This is a genomic window from Kitasatospora sp. NPDC054939, from assembly GCF_053610105.1.
Genome location: NZ_JBSGXP010000049.1, coordinates 23,654 through 38,515, shown reverse-complemented (window position 1 = coordinate 38,515; position 14,862 = coordinate 23,654). Strand labels below are relative to the sequence as shown.

The following is a 14,862-nucleotide window of genomic DNA, read 5'->3' as shown; positions in this document are numbered from 1 at the left end:
GAGGACGCGGGGCGCCTGTTGTTCCCGACCGTCCGAATCAGACGGCGCCCTGCGGGGGCAGCTCGGCCACGGTCGGGTGGTCCCGCCCGATCGGGCCGCGCCTCGCGCTGCCGCCGGGGGAACCCAGGTCGGCGAAGAACTCGGCGTTCACCGCGGTGAAGTGCTGCCACTCCTCCGGGACGTCGTCCTCGAACAGGATCGCCTCCACCGGGCACACCGGCTCGCATGCGCCGCAGTCGATGCACTCGTCCGGGTGGACGTAGAGCATCCGGTCCCCTTCGTAGATGCAGTCCACCGGGCACTCGTCCATGCACGCCCTGTCCTTGACGTCCACGCAGGGCAAGGCAATCACAAACGTCATCGAACCTACCGACCTCTCCGCAATCGTTCACGTCCGCCGTTCCGGCGCGACGCAGCCGACCGTAGGGCCTCAAGTAAGCTTGAGGTCAAGGAGGCTCTGAATGACCAGCGAGCGATCCGACGACGCCCGGGCCACCCCGGACGACTGGCTGACCATCGGCGAAGTGAGCGCGCGCACCGGCGCGGCGGTCTCCGCCCTGCGGTTCTACGAGGAACTCGGCCTGATCGCATCCCAACGCGACCACCGCAACCAGCGCCGCTACCCGCGACACATGCTGCGCCGCGTCGCCCTGGTCTCGGTGGCCAAACGCATCGGCATTCCGCTGCAGGACCTCCGCGAGGCGTTCGCCGACGTGCCGCTCGACCGCCCGCCGAGCCATCAGGAGTGGTAGCGCGCCTCTCGTGGTTGGAAGCACCGCCTGGAGGAGCGCCGGCAGACCATCGAACGCCTCGAAGCCGAACTCACCGGCTGCATCGGCTGCGGGTGCCTCTCCATGAAGGCCTGCGCCCTGCTGAACCCCGGCGACACCCTCGCCGAGGAGGGCTCCGGCCCCCGCCGCCTGTGAACGAGGGCGCACGCCGCGAGGGACAACCGGAACAGGACGATGTCCTCCAGACCGAGCGGGCCGACGGTCCAGGAAGGATCACGGAACGCGGTGTCGGTGCGCACCACGAGGGTGGTCTGCCGGTCGGTGTGGCCGGCCGTGATGACGTGCACGCCGGCCGGGAGCGTGTCCGGGTCCCTGCGCGGTCCGGTGAGCCGGTGGTGGCAGGCGACCAGGTCGTCGTTGTCGCCGGCCACCCGCACCCGGGAGTCGACCAGGACGATGACGTAGTCGCAGCACCGCTCGACGTCGGAGACCAGGTGGGAGGAGCACGACGCTCAGCTCGTGCTCGGCGACGGCCTCCATCAGGTCCTGCATGAACTCCCGCCGGGCGAGCGGGTCCAGGGCCGCGACCGGCTCGCGGGCTCGCGCACGCCGCTGCAGCGCCGGCCGAACCGCGGGCGGCGGGGCGGTATCGGCCGTGCCGGAGGAGGAGGCGCCGCGGGGCTGCGTCAGAACCGGTACGCGCCGAGGTCCCGCACGGTGTCGGCCAGGCCGCGGATGAGGTCGTTCTCGGCTTCGGTCCGCCAGACCAGGGCGAAGGTCATGCCCGTCAGCTCGGGGACGGGGATCCACCGGATGTTCGACATGCCCCAGTGCCTGGTGACGTGGCCGGGGAAGCTGTGGACGATCTCGCCCATGCCGACCATGCTGATCAGATCATCGGCGTTGTCCGCGGCCCCGATGCGCTCGATCGGCCGGCCTCCCGGGCTCTGGAAGGGCAGGTAGCTGTCCTCCCAGTAGTCGGGCAGGCCGAGGGCGGTGCAGTGCGAGAAGTCGGCGAACAGCTCCAGCGGTACGGAGTCCCGTCCCGCGAGCCGGTGGTCGGCGGCCACGGCGAGGACCCGGGAGTCGGTGCAGAGGGGCGGCCCGACGGTGAAGTCCGGCTCCTCCACAGGCAGCCAGGGGACGATGACGTCCATGGCACCGTTGCGGAGCTGGCCGAACACATCGGTGAAGGTCGCCTGATGGATCTGAAGTCCCCACTGCGGGTACCGCGCGCGGAACTCCTTCCAGTACGGGTGCAGGTCCACGACGTTGAACGGCAGCAGGCTGACCCGGAGCTGTGCGGTGATGCCGCGGGCTGCCAGTCGAGCGCGCTCCAGGGATTCGTGCAGGCCCGCGTAGACCGGTTGCAGGTCGTCCCGGAACTGTCGGCCGACCTCGGTCAGGCGCACCGTGCGGCTGGTACGGGTGAAGAGCTCGGCGCCGATGCGCCGCTCCTGCTTCTTGATGGCCTGGCTGATGCGCGCCCCGGAGACGTGCAGCCGCTGTGCGGTCCGGCCGAAGTGCAACTCCTCGGCCAGTACCAGGAATATCTCGATGTCCCGCAGCTCCATTGGCTCCCCCGTCGGCCATCGGTAACCCAGCGGTTGACGAACAGCGCCGAAGTCTACCTTGATCATCATCGCGGACGGGGCAAGGGTTGGGCGCATGCGATCCGACCCCGCCCGACGCGATCGGCCCGACCGTGATGCGGGCGATGGACGACGCCCTGCGCCCGGGTCGACGCACTCCACCAGTCAACTCCGCTTCCAGGCATGCGACTTCCTGCGACGAGAGCGCCCGCGAGGGCTCGCGTGCGCACCGTCCGGACGCGTGGTGCCGGACGGCGTGGCCCGTCGATGGCCCGTCGATCCGCTCGCGTCCCGAGGCGGCCGGGGTTCGGTTTTCCGAACCTCCGAGCCGGGTGCGGGCACGGTCGATCCCGCGGCCACGGCTGCCGAGGATGGCGGCATGGCAATTTCAACATCCCCGGCATCCCCGATCACGGCGTCCGCCCAGGACCTGCACCGCTCGTACGGCCGCGGCGGCGGGGCCGTCCATGCACTGCGCGGGGTGAGCCTGACCCTGCACCAGGGCACCTTCACCGCCGTCATGGGCCCCTCCGGTTCCGGCAAGACCACCCTCCTGCACTGCCTGGCCGGGATGGACCGGCCGAGCAGTGGTTCCGTACGCTGGGGCGACACCGAGATCTCCTGCCTTCCCGAGCGGCGGCTGGCGGAGCTGCGCCGCAGCCGGGTCGGCTTCGTCTTCCAGGCGTTCAACCTCATGCCCGCCATGACGGTCGCCCAGAACGTCGAGCTTCCCGGTCGCCTGGCCGGGCGGCGGACCGACCGGGCGGCCGTCGGCGCGGTGCTCGCCCGGGTCGGCCTGGCCGGACGGGAGCGGCACCGGCCCGGACAGCTCTCCGGCGGCCAGCAGCAGCGGGTGGCCATCGCCCGCGCGCTGCTGGCCCGGCCCTCGGTGCTGTTCGCCGACGAGCCCACGGGAGCGCTCGACCGTGCCACCGGCCACGAGGTCCTCGCCCTGCTGCGCGAGGGCGTCGACCGGGACGGGCAGACCTGCGTGATGGTCACCCACGATCCCGTCGCCGCCGGGTACGCGGACCGGGTGGTGGTGCTGGCCGACGGCCTGGTGACCGACGACCTCGACCGCCCGTCGGCGCAGCTCGTCGCCGACCGCCTGAGCCGGCTGGGGGGCTGACGTGCTGCGTCTGGCCCTCGGGCAGCTGCGTCTGCGCCCGGCCTCCTTCCTCGGCCTCGCGGCGGCCCTCCTGCTGGCGGTCGCCACCGTCACGCTGTTCGCCTCCCTGGTGGCGGCCCATCTGGCGGCGCCCCCCGGCACCGGGGAAGCGGTAGCAGGGCCGGGCCTGGTGCTGATCGCCGGTGCCTTCGGTGAGATCGCCGTGCTGGTCTCCTTCTTCACCGTGGTGAGCGCGCACGGCTTCACGGTCCGCCAGCAGTACCGCGAACTGGCGCTGCTGCGCACCGTCGCCGCCACACCCCGGCAGGCCAGGCGGCTGGTGCGGCACCAGACGGCGGTCGTGGTGGTCGCCGCCGCGCCGCCGGGCTGGGTGGTCGGGGCGGTGGCCGCGCGGTGGTTCCTGCGCGAGCTGAAGGACCGCGGGATGGCCCCGGCGGGGCTGTCGGTGCCCGGCACTCCGGTGCCGATGCTGGTGGCGCTCGTGGCCGCGTTGCTCGTGGGACTGGTGTCCACGGCCGTGGCCGTGCGCCGGATCTCCCGGGTCGCCCCGGCCACCGCCCTGGCGGCGAGCGGCACCGACCGTGCGCGGACCGGCGTGCTGCGGATCCTGGCCGGGCTGGCCGCCCTGGCCGGCGGCGGAGCGCTCGTCCGCCTGGCGGCCACCGCGGGGCCGGAGGACTCCGGCCAGGCCGCACTGCTGGCGACGCTCGTCCTGCTGGTGTCCATCGGCCTGCTGGGCCCGCTGCTCGCCCGGGCCGTGGTCGCCGTCCCGGGCGTGCCGGTGCGGCTGTCCGCCCGCTGCACGGGCTGGCTCGCCGACGCCAACCTGCGCGGCTATGCGCACCGGCTGTCGGCCGCGGTGGTCCCGATCGCCCTGCTCACGGGGCTGGCAGGCACCATGGTGCTCATGACCACCACCGTGGAGCACCTGGCCACCGCCCCTGCGGCGGGCAGCGGGCTCGAAACCGTCACCTCGTCGACCGACACCTGGCTCCGGCAGGCCGAGTTCGTGATGCTGGCGGGTTTCGCGGCCGTCGCGACGGTCAACACGCTGGTCGCGCTCACCGCCGACCGGCGCCGCGAACTCGCGCTGCTCACCCTGGTCGGGGCGACGCGCCGGCAACTGGCCCGGATGCTCGGCACCGAGGCGCTGCTCACCGCGGCGGCCGGGGTGCTGCTCGGCGCAGTGGTGGCCTTCACGGCGGCGGGTGCGTTCAGCTTCTCCGTCACCGGGTCCGTCCTGCCGACGGTGCCCTGGGGGACGTTCGGCTGGATCGCGGCCGGTGCGGTCGCGCTGACCGTGCCGAGCATCCTCGGTCCCGGCCTCGCGGCGATGTCCGGTCCGGCGATCGAGGCGGCCGGAGGGCGGCGTGACTGACACGGGAGCGGCCCGCGACGCCGACGAGGGAGCGGCGAGCGACGCGACCGGCACGGGCCCTCGTGGCAACTCCGCCGGCACGGGAGCAGCGAGCGACGCAGCCGGCACGGGGGCGGGTGGCGGTGTGCCCGGTGTGTGGTCGGGTCGGTGGCGCCGGTTCGTGTTCGCGGTGGCGGGGCTCCCGCTCGCGGTGCTCGGCGGCGTGTACGCGCTGGCCGTGCTGTACGCCGGCACTCTGCTCTCGCTCACCGTGCTCGGGCTTCCCCTGGTCGCGGCGGGCCTGTACGGCGCGCGCGGCCTCGGCGGGCTGCACCGGCGGCTGGTGGGACGGCTGCTGGACGAGCCGGTGGAGGCCCCCGCCCCGCTGCCCGGCGGCGGGCGGGCGACCGCCCGACTGCGGAGCGCCCTCACCGACCCGGTGGGCTGGCGCTGCCTGCTCTACCTCGGATTCCGCCTCCCGGTCGGTGTGCTGACCTTCGCCGCGGCCGTCCTGCTCCCGCTGGGAGGCGCCTGGCTGCTCGCCTTCCCGCTGGTCGCCCTCGGCATGGCCCCGGGCGACCGCCCCGCCTGGTGGTTCACCGCCGCCGGTCTCGTACTCGGCGTCGCGGTGCTCGCCGCCGTGCCCCCGGCCGTCCGTGCCACGGCCCGGCTCAACCGCTACCTGGCCCGGCAGCTGCTCGGCCCGGCCCGCTCGCAGCGCCGCCTCGTCCAGCTGGAACGGGCCCGCTCCACCCTGCTCACCGAGGCCACCGACAACCTCCGCCGCCTCGAACGGGACCTGCACGACGGCACCCAGGCCGAACTGGTGGCCATCGCCATCACCCTCTCCCTGGCCGACGACGCCCTGGCCCCGCAGACGGACCCGGACCGGCTGCGCACCCTCCTCGAACGGGCCCGCGCCCAGACCGACGTGGCGATCACGGGCCTGCGCCGTCTGACCCGCGGCATCCACCCGGTGGCCCTCGACGACGGCCTCGCCGCCGCCCTGCCCACCCTGACCGCCGCCGCCCCCGTTCCGGTCACCACCACCCTGGACCTGCGCGAACGCCCGGCCCCGGCGATCGAGCGGGCGGTCTACTTCTGCCTGGCCGAACTCCTCACCAACCTCGCCAAGCACAGCGGAGCCGACCGGGCCACCGTCGACCTGCGCTCCGCCGACGGGCGGGTCCGGCTCCGGGTGAGCGACGACGGCCGGGGCGGCGCGGTGCTCGGCAGCGGCGGCGGTACGGGGCTGGCCGGTCTGAACGAACGGCTGGCCGCCGTGGACGGCACCCTGCACCTCAGCAGCCCGCCCGGCGGCCCGACCACCGTCACCGTCGAAGTCCCGACCGCACTCTGACCGCCCGCCGCCGTTCGTTCGCGGAGGGACCACCCGCGAGGGCCGTCCGTGGCGTGGCGGTCACCCGTCAGGCGCCGCCGTCGAGCTCCGTGAGGAAGGTGAGGACGGCCTTGACCCGGCGGTTGTCCGCCCCGCTCGCGGGCAGCCCGAACTTGGTGAAGACCGCCGCGACGTGCTTCTCCACCGCCCGTTCCGACACCACGAGCGCCTCGGCGATCGACCGGTTGGAGCGGCCCTGCGCCATCAGCTCCAGGACCTCCCGTTCCCTGGCCGTGAGCGCGTCGACCGGGCTGCGCCGCCGCCCCTCCCGCAGGACGGCCGTGAGGATCTCCGGGTCGAGCGCCGTGCCGCCCGCCGCCACCCGGTGCAGCGCCTCCACGAACTCCGACGTCCGGGCCACCCGTTCCTTGAGCAGGTAGCCGACCCCGGACGCGCCGCCGTCGAGCAGGCGGGCCGCCCACGCCGCCTCCAGGTGCTGCGAGAAGACCAGGACCGGCCGCCCCGGCCTGGCGGCCCGCAGCTCGACGGCCGCCCGGATCCCCTCGTCGGTGTGGGTCGGCGGCATCCGGATGTCGATCACACACACATCCGGCTCGTGCTCCGCCACCGCCGCGGTCAACTCCGCCACCGTCCCCACGGCGGCGACGACTTCGCACCCCCGCGCACCGAGCAACTCCACCATCCCCTCCCGCAGGATCACGGAATCCTCGGCCAGCACCACCCGCAACACACCCAAACTCATGATCCGATTATCGCGCCTGGCGCCCCGCCAACCGAACCGGCCGCACCCAGAACTCCGCACCAAGCACCCTCCCCGCCGGCGCCGAACAGGCGGCGGGCTCGACGCTCGGCCGTCCCCGAGGCACTACCTTGCCACGCAAGACAGTGGGTGACTATCTTGTACCGCATGACAAAGGAGGCGTCCGCCCGCGACCAGCGGCGCAGCCAACTCCTGCGCGGAGTGCTCGACCTCTGCCTGCTCGCGCTGATCGCCGAACGACCGCGCTACGGCTTCGAGTTCACGCAGGGGCTGGCCGAGAGCGGGTTGGATCTGGTCAGCGACGGCAGCATCTATCCGCTGCTCACCCGGATGGAGCGGACGGGGCTGATCACCGCATTCCGCGCGCCCTCCCCGAGCGGGGGCGCTCCGCGCAAGTACTACCGCCTGACCGAGGCGGGCCAGGCGGAACTCGCCGCCGGACGGGCGGGCTGGCACGCCTTCGCCGGCCCGGTCGGCCGGATCCTGAACGACAGCCAGTCCCCGGGGGGAAGCACATGACGAACGAGAAGGTGCTCGCGGCCTGCCGCAGCAACTGGGAGTACCGCGGGATCGACGAGGCCTCCATCCGGGAGATGCTCGACGAACTCGGCGCACACCTGGAGGACGCCGCAGCCGCCGGACGCACCCCCCAGGACGTCGTCGGCCAGAACGTCAGGACCTTCGCCGCCTCGTGGGCCAGGGCCCGCACCCCGCTCCCCCGCCGGGCGCTGCGGACGGCCGCGATGGTGTCCTTCATGCTCGGCACCCTCCTGCTGCTCACCCATCTGATCCGGCGCACCACCGAGGTGAACGTGACGGCCCAGCAGGTCGCGTTCTACGCGGTCATCGCCACCGTGACGGTCGTCTGGGAGCTGCGCCGGGGCAACCTCGGCCTTCGCCGCAGTTGGGGCGTCGCCCTGCTGGCCGGGCTGCCCGCCATCGCGCTCACCCACTACCTCGCCGGCGACCGGCCGCTGCTCACCGTGCCGCTGTGGGTCGCCCCGATCCTCGTGCTGCCCGGCCTGCCGTACGCCCAGGCGGACGCCCGGGCCAAGAAAGCCGCCGCAGCCCCCGCCTCGCAGTGAGGGCGTTCCGGCGTCGTCCTGCCACGGAGAGGACGACGCCGGCCGCCGACCCCACCTGCCGACTCCGACCTGCCGTCGCGTCCTCCGCGCACACGGCCCGGACGTTTCCCATCCGGCGACCCGAAGCCGCTGCACGGGCGGTCCGCCCGCCAGGCTAGATTGTCCCCTCGCAAGATCGTTTGCATGAACGAGGGGGAAACATGCGACTGCGTCGCACCATGACCACAACCGCCGCCCTGGCCCTGGGCGTCTCACTGCTCGGCGCCCCGGGCGCACTGGCCGCCGAGGACACCGTCCCGCTGACCACGACCTTCAACAACCCGACCGGGACCGGCGCCCAGCGCAACGCCATCCGCGACCACCTGGTCTCGCTGATCAACCGCACCGACAAGGGCGAGGAGATCAAGGGCAGCGTCTTCCTCTTCACCGACGAGACGGTCCGCGACGCCCTGCTCGACGCCAACATCCGCGGGGTGAAGGTCAAGCTCATCCTGGACCGGAAGTCCGACCCGACGCCGCTGCCGCCCGTCCCCACCCCGTACACGGACGAGCCGGAGGAGGTCCCCGCATCGGACGGGGGCGTGTCCAACGGACAGTTCCTCCTCCTGCGGGACGGCGTCAAGGACGCCAAGGGCAAGGTGCTCAAGCGCGGCCTCGGCAGCCCGGCACCCGGCGCCGGCTCCTGGGTGATGACCTGCCCCGACACCCGCGGCTGCATCGGAAGCGCCGACCTGGACGGCGCGGGGGGCGGCCGAGCCATCAACCACAACAAGTTCCTGACCTTCTCCAGGGTCGGCGCGACCGCCGACGTGGTGTTCCAGTCGTCCGCCAACCTGACCGGCAGCCAGCGCAACACCTACTACAACAACGCCGTGACCATCCCGGACAAGGGGCTGTACCGCAACTACAGCGAGTACTTCGACGCGCTGGAGTTCCACAGCAGGACCTGGCCGGAACTGGACCACTACTACGTGGCCGAGGACAGCACCACCGGCCCGTACAAGACCTACTTCTTCCCCCGCGGGGCGGAGGGCACCGACAACGCCGACCCGGCGACCGACACCGTGGTCTCGCTGCTCTCCAACGTGGACTGCAAGGCCGAGAAGGGCCGTATCCGGGTGGCGATGTACGCCTTCACCCGCAACGAGGTGGCCAAGGCGCTGGTCCAGAAGCAGCAGGACGGCTGCAGGGTCGAGGTACTGGCCACCAACGAGAAGGACCCGCAGAAGGACAAGGGGACGCTCGGCAAGGCCGTGAAGAAGACGCTCGGCGAGGGCAAGCTGGAGCACTACGCCACCTGCATGTCCAGCGCCACCAACAGCGCCGGGGAGACCCGGCCGATCGCGATCCACTCCAAGTACATGCTGATCGAGGGCACCTACCTGAAGACCCCGGGCCGCAAGGTCGTCTTCACCGGCAGCCACAACTACACCATCCCGAACCTGCGGGCGAACGACGAGACCCTGCTGAAGATCAGCGACTCCGCCGTGTACGACGCCTTCGCCGCCAACTTCGAGACCATGAAGAAGGCGCCCGTCTGCGCCTGACGCTCCGGTAGCGAAAGAAGAGCCGGCCCCGGCCGCCCACTCCCCCCGCGCCCGGCAGGACACCAGCGGGCCGCCGCCCGACAAGGGGCGGCGGCCTGCTGGTCAGCGGGAGCGGCGGACCGTGCCGCGGCGCTCGTGTTCGAGGACCGTCTCGGCGAGGACTGCGTTCGCGCTGCCCAGGTGGCGTTCGACCAGCCACAGCGCCAGGTCGATGCCGGAGGTGACCCCGCCGCAGGTCACCAGGTCCCCGTCGTCGACCACCCGGCCGTCCACCACCAGGCCGCCCCGCTCGCGCAGTTCCTCCTTCGCCGCGTGGTGGGTGGTGCAGGGCCGGCCCCGGGTGATCCCGGCGGCGGCGAGCAGCAGCGTGCCGGAGCAGACGCCCGCCAGGACGAGCCCCGGACGGCGCGCGGCGGCCAGTGCGCGGGGCAGCACGCCCAGCCGGATCTGCTCGGCGACGGCCGACTCCTCGCCCACGCCGCCTCCCGGCACCACGATCAGGTCGGCGGAGCCCGGTGCCCATGCGGCCCGCACCACGACCTCCAGACCGGCGGCGGTCCGGACCGTGCGCGGGCCCTGGGCGGTGACGTGGGTGTGCTCGATGCCCGCGCCGTCGCCGAAGACCCCGAAGACCGCGCCCGGCCCGGCGAAGTCCTGGTCCTCCACGCCGTCGTACAGCACGGTGTGCACGCGCAGCGGGCGGCGCGCGCCGGAGGCGGCGTGGTCGGATGCGGCAGGGTCGGTGTGGGCAGGGCCGGGGTCGGTGGGACCGTCGGACGAATTCGCCGGGGCGGCGTGCGCAGTGCGGGCCTGGGCGGCGGTGACGCCGAGGCCGGCCGCGGTGGCGGCGCCGGTGCGGAGCAGGGTGCGCCTGTGCATGGGTGTCCCTCCGGGAATACGGGGTCGGAATGGCTGGTGCCAGTCTCGGCGCGGGCCCGGTCGGGCAGGGAGAGGCGGCCGGGCCAACGGGGCGCAGGATGCGGCCAGACGGCGGAGGCGTACGGCCCCGCCGGCTCAGACCCGCCGAAGCAGACCCGCCGACTCAGCCCCGGAAGGCGGCCCGGTACGCGGTCGGGGTGGTGCCGACCTGCCGCGCGAAGTGGTGGCGCAGGGTTTCGACGGTGCCGAAGCCGGTCTTCCGGGCGATCCGGCCGACCGGCGCGTCCGTGGTCTCCAGCAGCTCGCGGGCACGCTGCAGCCGCTGCTCCAGCAGCCAGCGCAGCGGCGTGGTACCGGTCTGCGCCCGGAAGTGCCGGGCCAGGCTGCGCCGGCTCAGGGCCGCGTGCGCGGCCAACTCGTCGACGGACAGCGGTCGGTGCAGGTTGTCGCGCATCCAGCGGAGGGTCGGGGCGAGGCTGCCGGAGTCGTCGGCCGGGGTGCGGTACTCGATGAACTGGGCCTGCCCGCCGCTGCGCTGGGGAGCCATCACGACCATCCGGGCGACCCCGGCGGCGACCGCTGCGCCGTGGTCGCGGCGCACCAGGTGCAGGCAGAGGTCGAGGCCGGCCGCGATCCCGGCCGAGGTCAGCACCGGGCCGTCGTCGACGAACAGGACGGACGGGTCGACCTCGACGGCGGGGAAGTCCCGGGCGAGCCGTTCGGCGAAGTGCCAGTGGGTGGTGGCCCGCCGTCCGTCCAGCAGGCCGGCCCGGGCCAGCAGGAAGGCCCCGGTGCAGATCGAGGCGATCCGGGACCCTCCGCCTGCCGCGGAGCGCAGCAGCCGCAGGACGTCCTCGTCGGGCGCCGCCTCGGGTGCGGTCCCGGGGACCATCACGGTGTCGGCGCCGAGCGCCGCGTCGAGCCCGTACGGGGCGGTGATCCGGAACGGTTCGGCTTCGCCGGCGGACGCGGTGACCGACGGTTCGCCGCACACCCGCACCTCGTACAGCGGCTTCCCGTCGGTATCCCGGGCGAGCGCGAACACCTGGCACGGGATGGCCAGGTCGAAGGCCGACACCCCGTCAAGGGCCAGTACCGCGACGACATGCATGCCCCGCACCCTACGCGGGTGCGCGTGGGGTGCGGGAACGCCCAGGGCGCACCGCCGAGAGCGTCGGCCCCCGGTGGCATCCACGGGTGCCGGGTTCCCCGGCGGGCAGTGCCGGATCGGCCGTGAGGTCAGATCTCCGGCCGTCGGCCCGATCCGCGGGTGAACCGCGTCGCCGGGGGCGGGATTCGCAAAAGGTGCAGCAGAACCGGGGGCCCACCCCGTCCTACTGTCGGGGGACGGCAACGGAGTCCCCCGGTCGGTTCAGAAGGGGGCGGGATGTTCGGGGGCAGCGGTGACGCCGGGTTCGAGGAGTTCGCGGCGGCGCGGTATCCGGCGTTACGGCGGACGGCCTATCTGCTGTGCGGCGACTGGCACCTGGCGGAGGACCTGGTGCAGGGCGCGCTGGTGAAGCTGTACGCGCGGTGGCACCGGCTGCGGGATCCGCAGCGGGCCGGGGCGTACGCCCGGACGGTGATGGTGCGCGAGCACATCGACGGGCTGCGGCGGCGGGCCAGCACCGAGGTGAGCGCGGCCACCCTACCGGAGGCGGCCACCGCCCCGCCGGACAGCGACCGGCAGGTGGCGCTGCTCGCGGCGCTGGCCGAACTGCGCCCGCAGTACCGGGCGGTGCTGGTGCTGCGCTACTGGGAGGACCAGACCGTGGCCGAGACCGCCCGGATCCTCAACCTGGCCGAGGGAACGGTGCGCTCGGACGCCCACCGCGCGCTGGGCAGGCTGCGCGAGGTGCTCGGTGATTCGCTCCATGACCTCACGGCCGGCTGACCTCCTGCCGGAACCGCAGCACCGCTGCAGCAGCACCGTACCGACCATGACGGCATGTGACGACACGTGCCGACGAGCGTGGAGGGGAACATGACCGCACCCGAACCGGACCAGGACGGCAGGCTGGCCACCGCCCTGTTCGACGACCTGCTCAACCACCCGGAGCCGCCCGTCCCCGCGCTGCCGCCGTCCGTCCGGGAGCGCGGACGCCGGCTTCGCCGGGCACGCAGGGTCCGCACGGCCCTGGTCGGGGCGGCCGCCACGGCCGCCGTCGCGCTGGTCACGGCGAACCTCACGGGCGGGCCCGGCCCGACCACCGATGCCCTGACGACCGGCGGCCCGAACGCCACCGCCGTCACGACCGCCGGCCCGACCGGGACCGAGGACCCGCTGACCCGCGTCTGGACCGCCGTCGCCGGAGCGATACCGAAACGCTTCTCCGGGATCGCCATGCGTGGCGGCCCGTCCGAGCGAATCCTGGTCGAGCGCGGGAGCCCGTCCCCGCCGGCGGGCCAGTGGGCGGTCGGCGTCCGCCTGAACGTGATGGGCGGTCAGCCGCTGGACCCGGGGCAGGCTCCGACGTCGCCCTGCGGCCCGGCCCGGTCCCGGCCGGCCACCCAGTGCGTGCAGCGGGTGCTGAGCGACGGATCCACCGGCTGGTTCGCCGCCTTCGACGGCCCGGACCCGCGCCTGGAGGCGATCTTCGCGAGCCCCGAGGGCACGGTCTTCGGCCTCTCGGCCCTCCTCGTTCCCGACGGCCCGACCCTCAGCCTCGCCGAACTGGAGAGCATCGTCAGCCACCCGTCGGTCGCGGCGGCCCTGCTCGGACGGTCCGAATCCATCCCCGGCCGGGGCGCAGCAACGGGGTGGCCCAGCGGATCGCCCCTGTCACCCGGCAGCACACCCCCTGCGTCGAACGGGCCTTCCAGCCCCTGACCGCATCCACCCGCGCCTCGGCCCTCGACACCGTCCCACCGCGTCCGACCACGTCCCACCGCGACCGGAGCGCCGGCGCATCACGGCGGACGTCCAGGACGGTGGACGTCCAGGCCGGTGGACGTCCAGGCCGGTGGACGTCCAGGCCGGTGACCGACGCGGGTGGAGGGTCGCAGTCGACCGCGGCGTCTGCGATCAGGGCGCCGCGGTCTCGGCTGGACACGCCCGCACTCTACAGTTGTAGAGTGAGCTCCGCAGTCCGGAAGTACGGACGTTCCCGACGAACGGAGATGAGCCCCGTGCCGAATCGTCACGCGGTCGTGGTGGGAGCCGGGATCGGCGGACTCACGGCCGCCGTCGCACTGCACCGCCGCGGCTGGCACGTCACCGTCTGCGAACGCGCCCCCGAACCCCCCACCACCGGCGCCGGCATCGGCCTCGCCCCCAACGCCCTGCGCGCGCTCGCCGCCATCGGCATCGACGTCCCTGCCGGTCCCGCGCCCGCCACGATGGGCCTGCGCCTGCCCGACGGCCGATGGCTCACCCGGTCCCGTACCGCCGACATGGCCGCCCGCTACGGCATGGCCCCGGTCGCCGTCCCGCGCCCGGCGCTCACCGCCGTCATGGCGGCGGCCCTGCCGCCCGAAGCCCTCCGGTACGGCACCGCGGTGACCGCCGTCGACGATGCCGCGAGCCGCGCCACCGTTCGCACGGCGGCCGGCCCGGACCTGCCCGCGGACCTGGTCGTCGCCGCCGACGGCATCCACAGCCCGCTGCGCAAGGCGTACTTCCCCGCACACCCCGGCCTGCACTACACCGGCGAGACCGCCTGGCGGACCCTCGTGGACGCCCCGGCCCTCGGCATCACCGACATGAGCGAGACCTGGGGGCGGGGCGAGCGGTTCGGCATGACCCCGCTCTCCGACGGCCGCCTGTACCTCTACGCCACCGCCGTCGTTCCGGCCGGCGGCGGACGGTCCGCCGACGCACGCGCCGAACTCCGCCGCCGCTTCGGGTCGTGGCACGACCCGATCCCGGCACTGCTGGAGCACGTCGACCGCCTCGACGCGTCCGCCGTCCTGCGCAACGACCTCCACGACCTGGCCGCCCCGCTCCCCCGCCTGCACCACGGCCGGATCGCCTGGCTCGGCGACGCCGCCCACGCCATGGCCCCCAACCTCGGCCAGGGCGGCTGCCAGGCCATCGAGGACGCGGTGATCCTCGCCCACCTACTGCCCGACGCGGTCCCGGACGCAGACTCAGCCGGCGACGCGGACGCCGGCACGGGCGCCGACGCAGTCCCGGCCGCCCTCGCCGCGTACAGCGCCGCCCGACGCGACCGCACCGACGCGGTACGCCTGCGCGCCCGCAGGCTCGGCCGGCTCGGCGCCCTGCGCAACCCGCTCCTGGTGGCCGCCCGCAACCTCGCCGTCCGCGCCACCCCCGCCCCGCTGGCACTGCGCGGCATGGACGACCTCTTCAACGGCTTCCGCCTGCCCGCCCGACCCACCGGGTCCTGACGGCGGCTCGGCCCACCGCACCCGTGGCCCCCGGCGGGCCGGCCCGCGCGACTCGATCGCCGCGGCGACCGG

General features: G+C 74.0%; 16 protein-coding genes. 10 read left to right on the top strand and 6 right to left on the bottom strand.

Features of this window, described 5'->3' with window-relative positions; genetic code table 11:
• Positions 1-37: 37 nt before the first annotated feature.
• A complete protein-coding gene (gene fdxA / locus ACWGB8_RS16490; protein WP_452214176.1) occupies positions 38-361 on the bottom strand; it encodes a ferredoxin in 324 nt (107 codons plus the stop codon).
• 100 nt (positions 362-461) lie between these two features.
• Between fdxA and ACWGB8_RS16485 the strand changes: the two genes are divergently transcribed.
• Complete coding sequence (locus ACWGB8_RS16485; protein ID WP_452214175.1) at positions 462-752, top strand: MerR family DNA-binding transcriptional regulator; 291 nt, start codon at positions 462-464, stop codon at positions 750-752.
• On the opposite strand, the gene ACWGB8_RS16480 is transcribed toward ACWGB8_RS16485, so the two are convergent.
• Both ACWGB8_RS16480 and ACWGB8_RS16475 read right to left on the bottom strand, forming a co-directional pair.
• Positions 740-1,162: a hypothetical protein gene (locus tag ACWGB8_RS16480; protein WP_452214174.1), complete on the bottom strand. Its 423-nt coding sequence runs from the start codon at positions 1,160-1,162 to the stop codon at positions 740-742. The genes ACWGB8_RS16485 and ACWGB8_RS16480 overlap by 13 nt on opposite strands.
• 255 nt (positions 1,163-1,417) lie before the next feature.
• Positions 1,418-2,305 (bottom strand): LysR substrate-binding domain-containing protein, encoded by an 888-nt coding sequence (locus ACWGB8_RS16475; RefSeq protein WP_452214173.1) that lies wholly within the window; start codon positions 2,303-2,305, stop codon positions 1,418-1,420.
• 397 nt (positions 2,306-2,702) lie between these two features.
• On the opposite strand from ACWGB8_RS16475, the gene ACWGB8_RS16470 reads away from it, so the two are divergent.
• Genes ACWGB8_RS16470 through ACWGB8_RS16460 form a run of 3 tightly spaced genes read left to right on the top strand, consistent with a single transcriptional unit; the run spans position 2,703 to position 6,169 of the window.
• Positions 2,703-3,452 carry an ABC transporter ATP-binding protein gene (locus ACWGB8_RS16470; protein WP_452214172.1) on the top strand — a complete coding sequence of 250 codons (750 nt, stop codon included), beginning with the start codon at positions 2,703-2,705 and terminating at the stop codon, positions 3,450-3,452.
• A gap of 1 nt (position 3,453) precedes the next feature.
• Positions 3,454-4,830, top strand: coding sequence for an FtsX-like permease family protein (locus tag ACWGB8_RS16465; protein ID WP_452214171.1), 1,377 nt, complete (start codon positions 3,454-3,456; stop codon positions 4,828-4,830).
• Complete coding sequence (locus ACWGB8_RS16460; protein WP_452214170.1) at positions 4,823-6,169, top strand: sensor histidine kinase; 1,347 nt, start codon at positions 4,823-4,825, stop codon at positions 6,167-6,169. The genes ACWGB8_RS16465 and ACWGB8_RS16460 overlap by 8 nt, the downstream gene beginning before the upstream one ends.
• Positions 6,170-6,236: 67 nt before the next feature.
• Here the strand turns inward: ACWGB8_RS16460 and ACWGB8_RS16455 are convergent, their stop codons facing one another.
• Positions 6,237-6,911, bottom strand: a complete 675-nt coding sequence (locus ACWGB8_RS16455) for a response regulator (protein WP_452214169.1) — start codon at positions 6,909-6,911, stop codon at positions 6,237-6,239.
• A 165-nt stretch (positions 6,912-7,076) separates the two neighbouring features.
• Here ACWGB8_RS16455 and ACWGB8_RS16450 point away from each other — a divergent pair, with 165 nt between their 5' ends.
• The 3 genes from ACWGB8_RS16450 to ACWGB8_RS16440 all read left to right on the top strand — a co-directional run bounded on the left by ACWGB8_RS16450 (position 7,077) and on the right by ACWGB8_RS16440 (position 9,561).
• Positions 7,077-7,448: a PadR family transcriptional regulator gene (locus ACWGB8_RS16450; protein ID WP_452214168.1), complete on the top strand. Its 372-nt coding sequence runs from the start codon at positions 7,077-7,079 to the stop codon at positions 7,446-7,448.
• On the top strand, positions 7,445-8,014 hold the full coding sequence (locus ACWGB8_RS16445; protein WP_452214167.1) for a hypothetical protein: 570 nt from the start codon (positions 7,445-7,447) through the stop codon (positions 8,012-8,014). The genes ACWGB8_RS16450 and ACWGB8_RS16445 overlap by 4 nt, the downstream gene beginning before the upstream one ends.
• Before the next feature lie 200 nt (positions 8,015-8,214).
• Positions 8,215-9,561, top strand: coding sequence for a phospholipase D-like domain-containing protein (locus tag ACWGB8_RS16440; protein WP_452214166.1), 1,347 nt, complete (start codon positions 8,215-8,217; stop codon positions 9,559-9,561).
• Between the two features lie 102 nt (positions 9,562-9,663).
• Here the strand turns inward: ACWGB8_RS16440 and ACWGB8_RS16435 are convergent, their stop codons facing one another.
• On the bottom strand, positions 9,664-10,440 hold the full coding sequence (locus ACWGB8_RS16435) for a DJ-1/PfpI family protein (RefSeq protein ID WP_452214165.1): 777 nt from the start codon (positions 10,438-10,440) through the stop codon (positions 9,664-9,666).
• Between the two features lie 163 nt (positions 10,441-10,603).
• Positions 10,604-11,551 carry a GlxA family transcriptional regulator gene (locus ACWGB8_RS16430; RefSeq protein WP_452214164.1) on the bottom strand — a complete coding sequence of 316 codons (948 nt, stop codon included), beginning with the start codon at positions 11,549-11,551 and terminating at the stop codon, positions 10,604-10,606.
• A 276-nt stretch (positions 11,552-11,827) separates the two neighbouring features.
• Between ACWGB8_RS16430 and ACWGB8_RS16425 the strand changes: the two genes are divergently transcribed.
• From ACWGB8_RS16425 to ACWGB8_RS16415, 3 genes are all read left to right on the top strand, one after another.
• Entirely contained in the window at positions 11,828-12,334 is a 507-nt protein-coding gene (locus ACWGB8_RS16425) for a SigE family RNA polymerase sigma factor (protein ID WP_452214163.1), read from the top strand.
• 90 nt (positions 12,335-12,424) lie between these two features.
• The gene (locus ACWGB8_RS16420; protein ID WP_452214162.1) at positions 12,425-13,270 is read left to right on the top strand and encodes a hypothetical protein; all 846 of its coding nucleotides are present in this window, start codon (positions 12,425-12,427) and stop codon (positions 13,268-13,270) included.
• 290 nt (positions 13,271-13,560) lie between these two features.
• Positions 13,561-14,790 carry an FAD-dependent oxidoreductase gene (locus ACWGB8_RS16415; RefSeq protein WP_452214161.1) on the top strand — a complete coding sequence of 410 codons (1,230 nt, stop codon included), beginning with the start codon at positions 13,561-13,563 and terminating at the stop codon, positions 14,788-14,790.
• The last annotated feature ends 72 nt before the right edge of the window (positions 14,791-14,862 follow it).

What these genes read in the sequence shown, in the direction of transcription:
- fdxA (WP_452214176.1), bottom strand. Translation starts at nt 361, where the DNA reads ATGACGTTTGTGATTGCCTTGCCCTGCGTGGACGTCAAGGACAGGGCG.
- ACWGB8_RS16485 (WP_452214175.1), top strand. Translation starts at nt 462, where the DNA reads ATGACCAGCGAGCGATCCGACGACGCCCGGGCCACCCCGGACGACTGG.
- ACWGB8_RS16475 (WP_452214173.1), bottom strand. Translation starts at nt 2,305, where the DNA reads ATGGAGCTGCGGGACATCGAGATATTCCTGGTACTGGCCGAGGAGTTG.
- ACWGB8_RS16470 (WP_452214172.1), top strand. Translation starts at nt 2,703, where the DNA reads ATGGCAATTTCAACATCCCCGGCATCCCCGATCACGGCGTCCGCCCAG.
- ACWGB8_RS16455 (WP_452214169.1), bottom strand. Translation starts at nt 6,911, where the DNA reads ATGAGTTTGGGTGTGTTGCGGGTGGTGCTGGCCGAGGATTCCGTGATC.
- ACWGB8_RS16450 (WP_452214168.1), top strand. Translation starts at nt 7,077, where the DNA reads ATGACAAAGGAGGCGTCCGCCCGCGACCAGCGGCGCAGCCAACTCCTG.
- ACWGB8_RS16445 (WP_452214167.1), top strand. Translation starts at nt 7,445, where the DNA reads ATGACGAACGAGAAGGTGCTCGCGGCCTGCCGCAGCAACTGGGAGTAC.
- ACWGB8_RS16440 (WP_452214166.1), top strand. Translation starts at nt 8,215, where the DNA reads ATGCGACTGCGTCGCACCATGACCACAACCGCCGCCCTGGCCCTGGGC.
- ACWGB8_RS16435 (WP_452214165.1), bottom strand. Translation starts at nt 10,440, where the DNA reads ATGCACAGGCGCACCCTGCTCCGCACCGGCGCCGCCACCGCGGCCGGC.
- ACWGB8_RS16430 (WP_452214164.1), bottom strand. Translation starts at nt 11,551, where the DNA reads ATGCATGTCGTCGCGGTACTGGCCCTTGACGGGGTGTCGGCCTTCGAC.
- ACWGB8_RS16425 (WP_452214163.1), top strand. Translation starts at nt 11,828, where the DNA reads ATGTTCGGGGGCAGCGGTGACGCCGGGTTCGAGGAGTTCGCGGCGGCG.
- ACWGB8_RS16420 (WP_452214162.1), top strand. Translation starts at nt 12,425, where the DNA reads ATGACCGCACCCGAACCGGACCAGGACGGCAGGCTGGCCACCGCCCTG.
- ACWGB8_RS16415 (WP_452214161.1), top strand. Translation starts at nt 13,561, where the DNA reads ATGAGCCCCGTGCCGAATCGTCACGCGGTCGTGGTGGGAGCCGGGATC.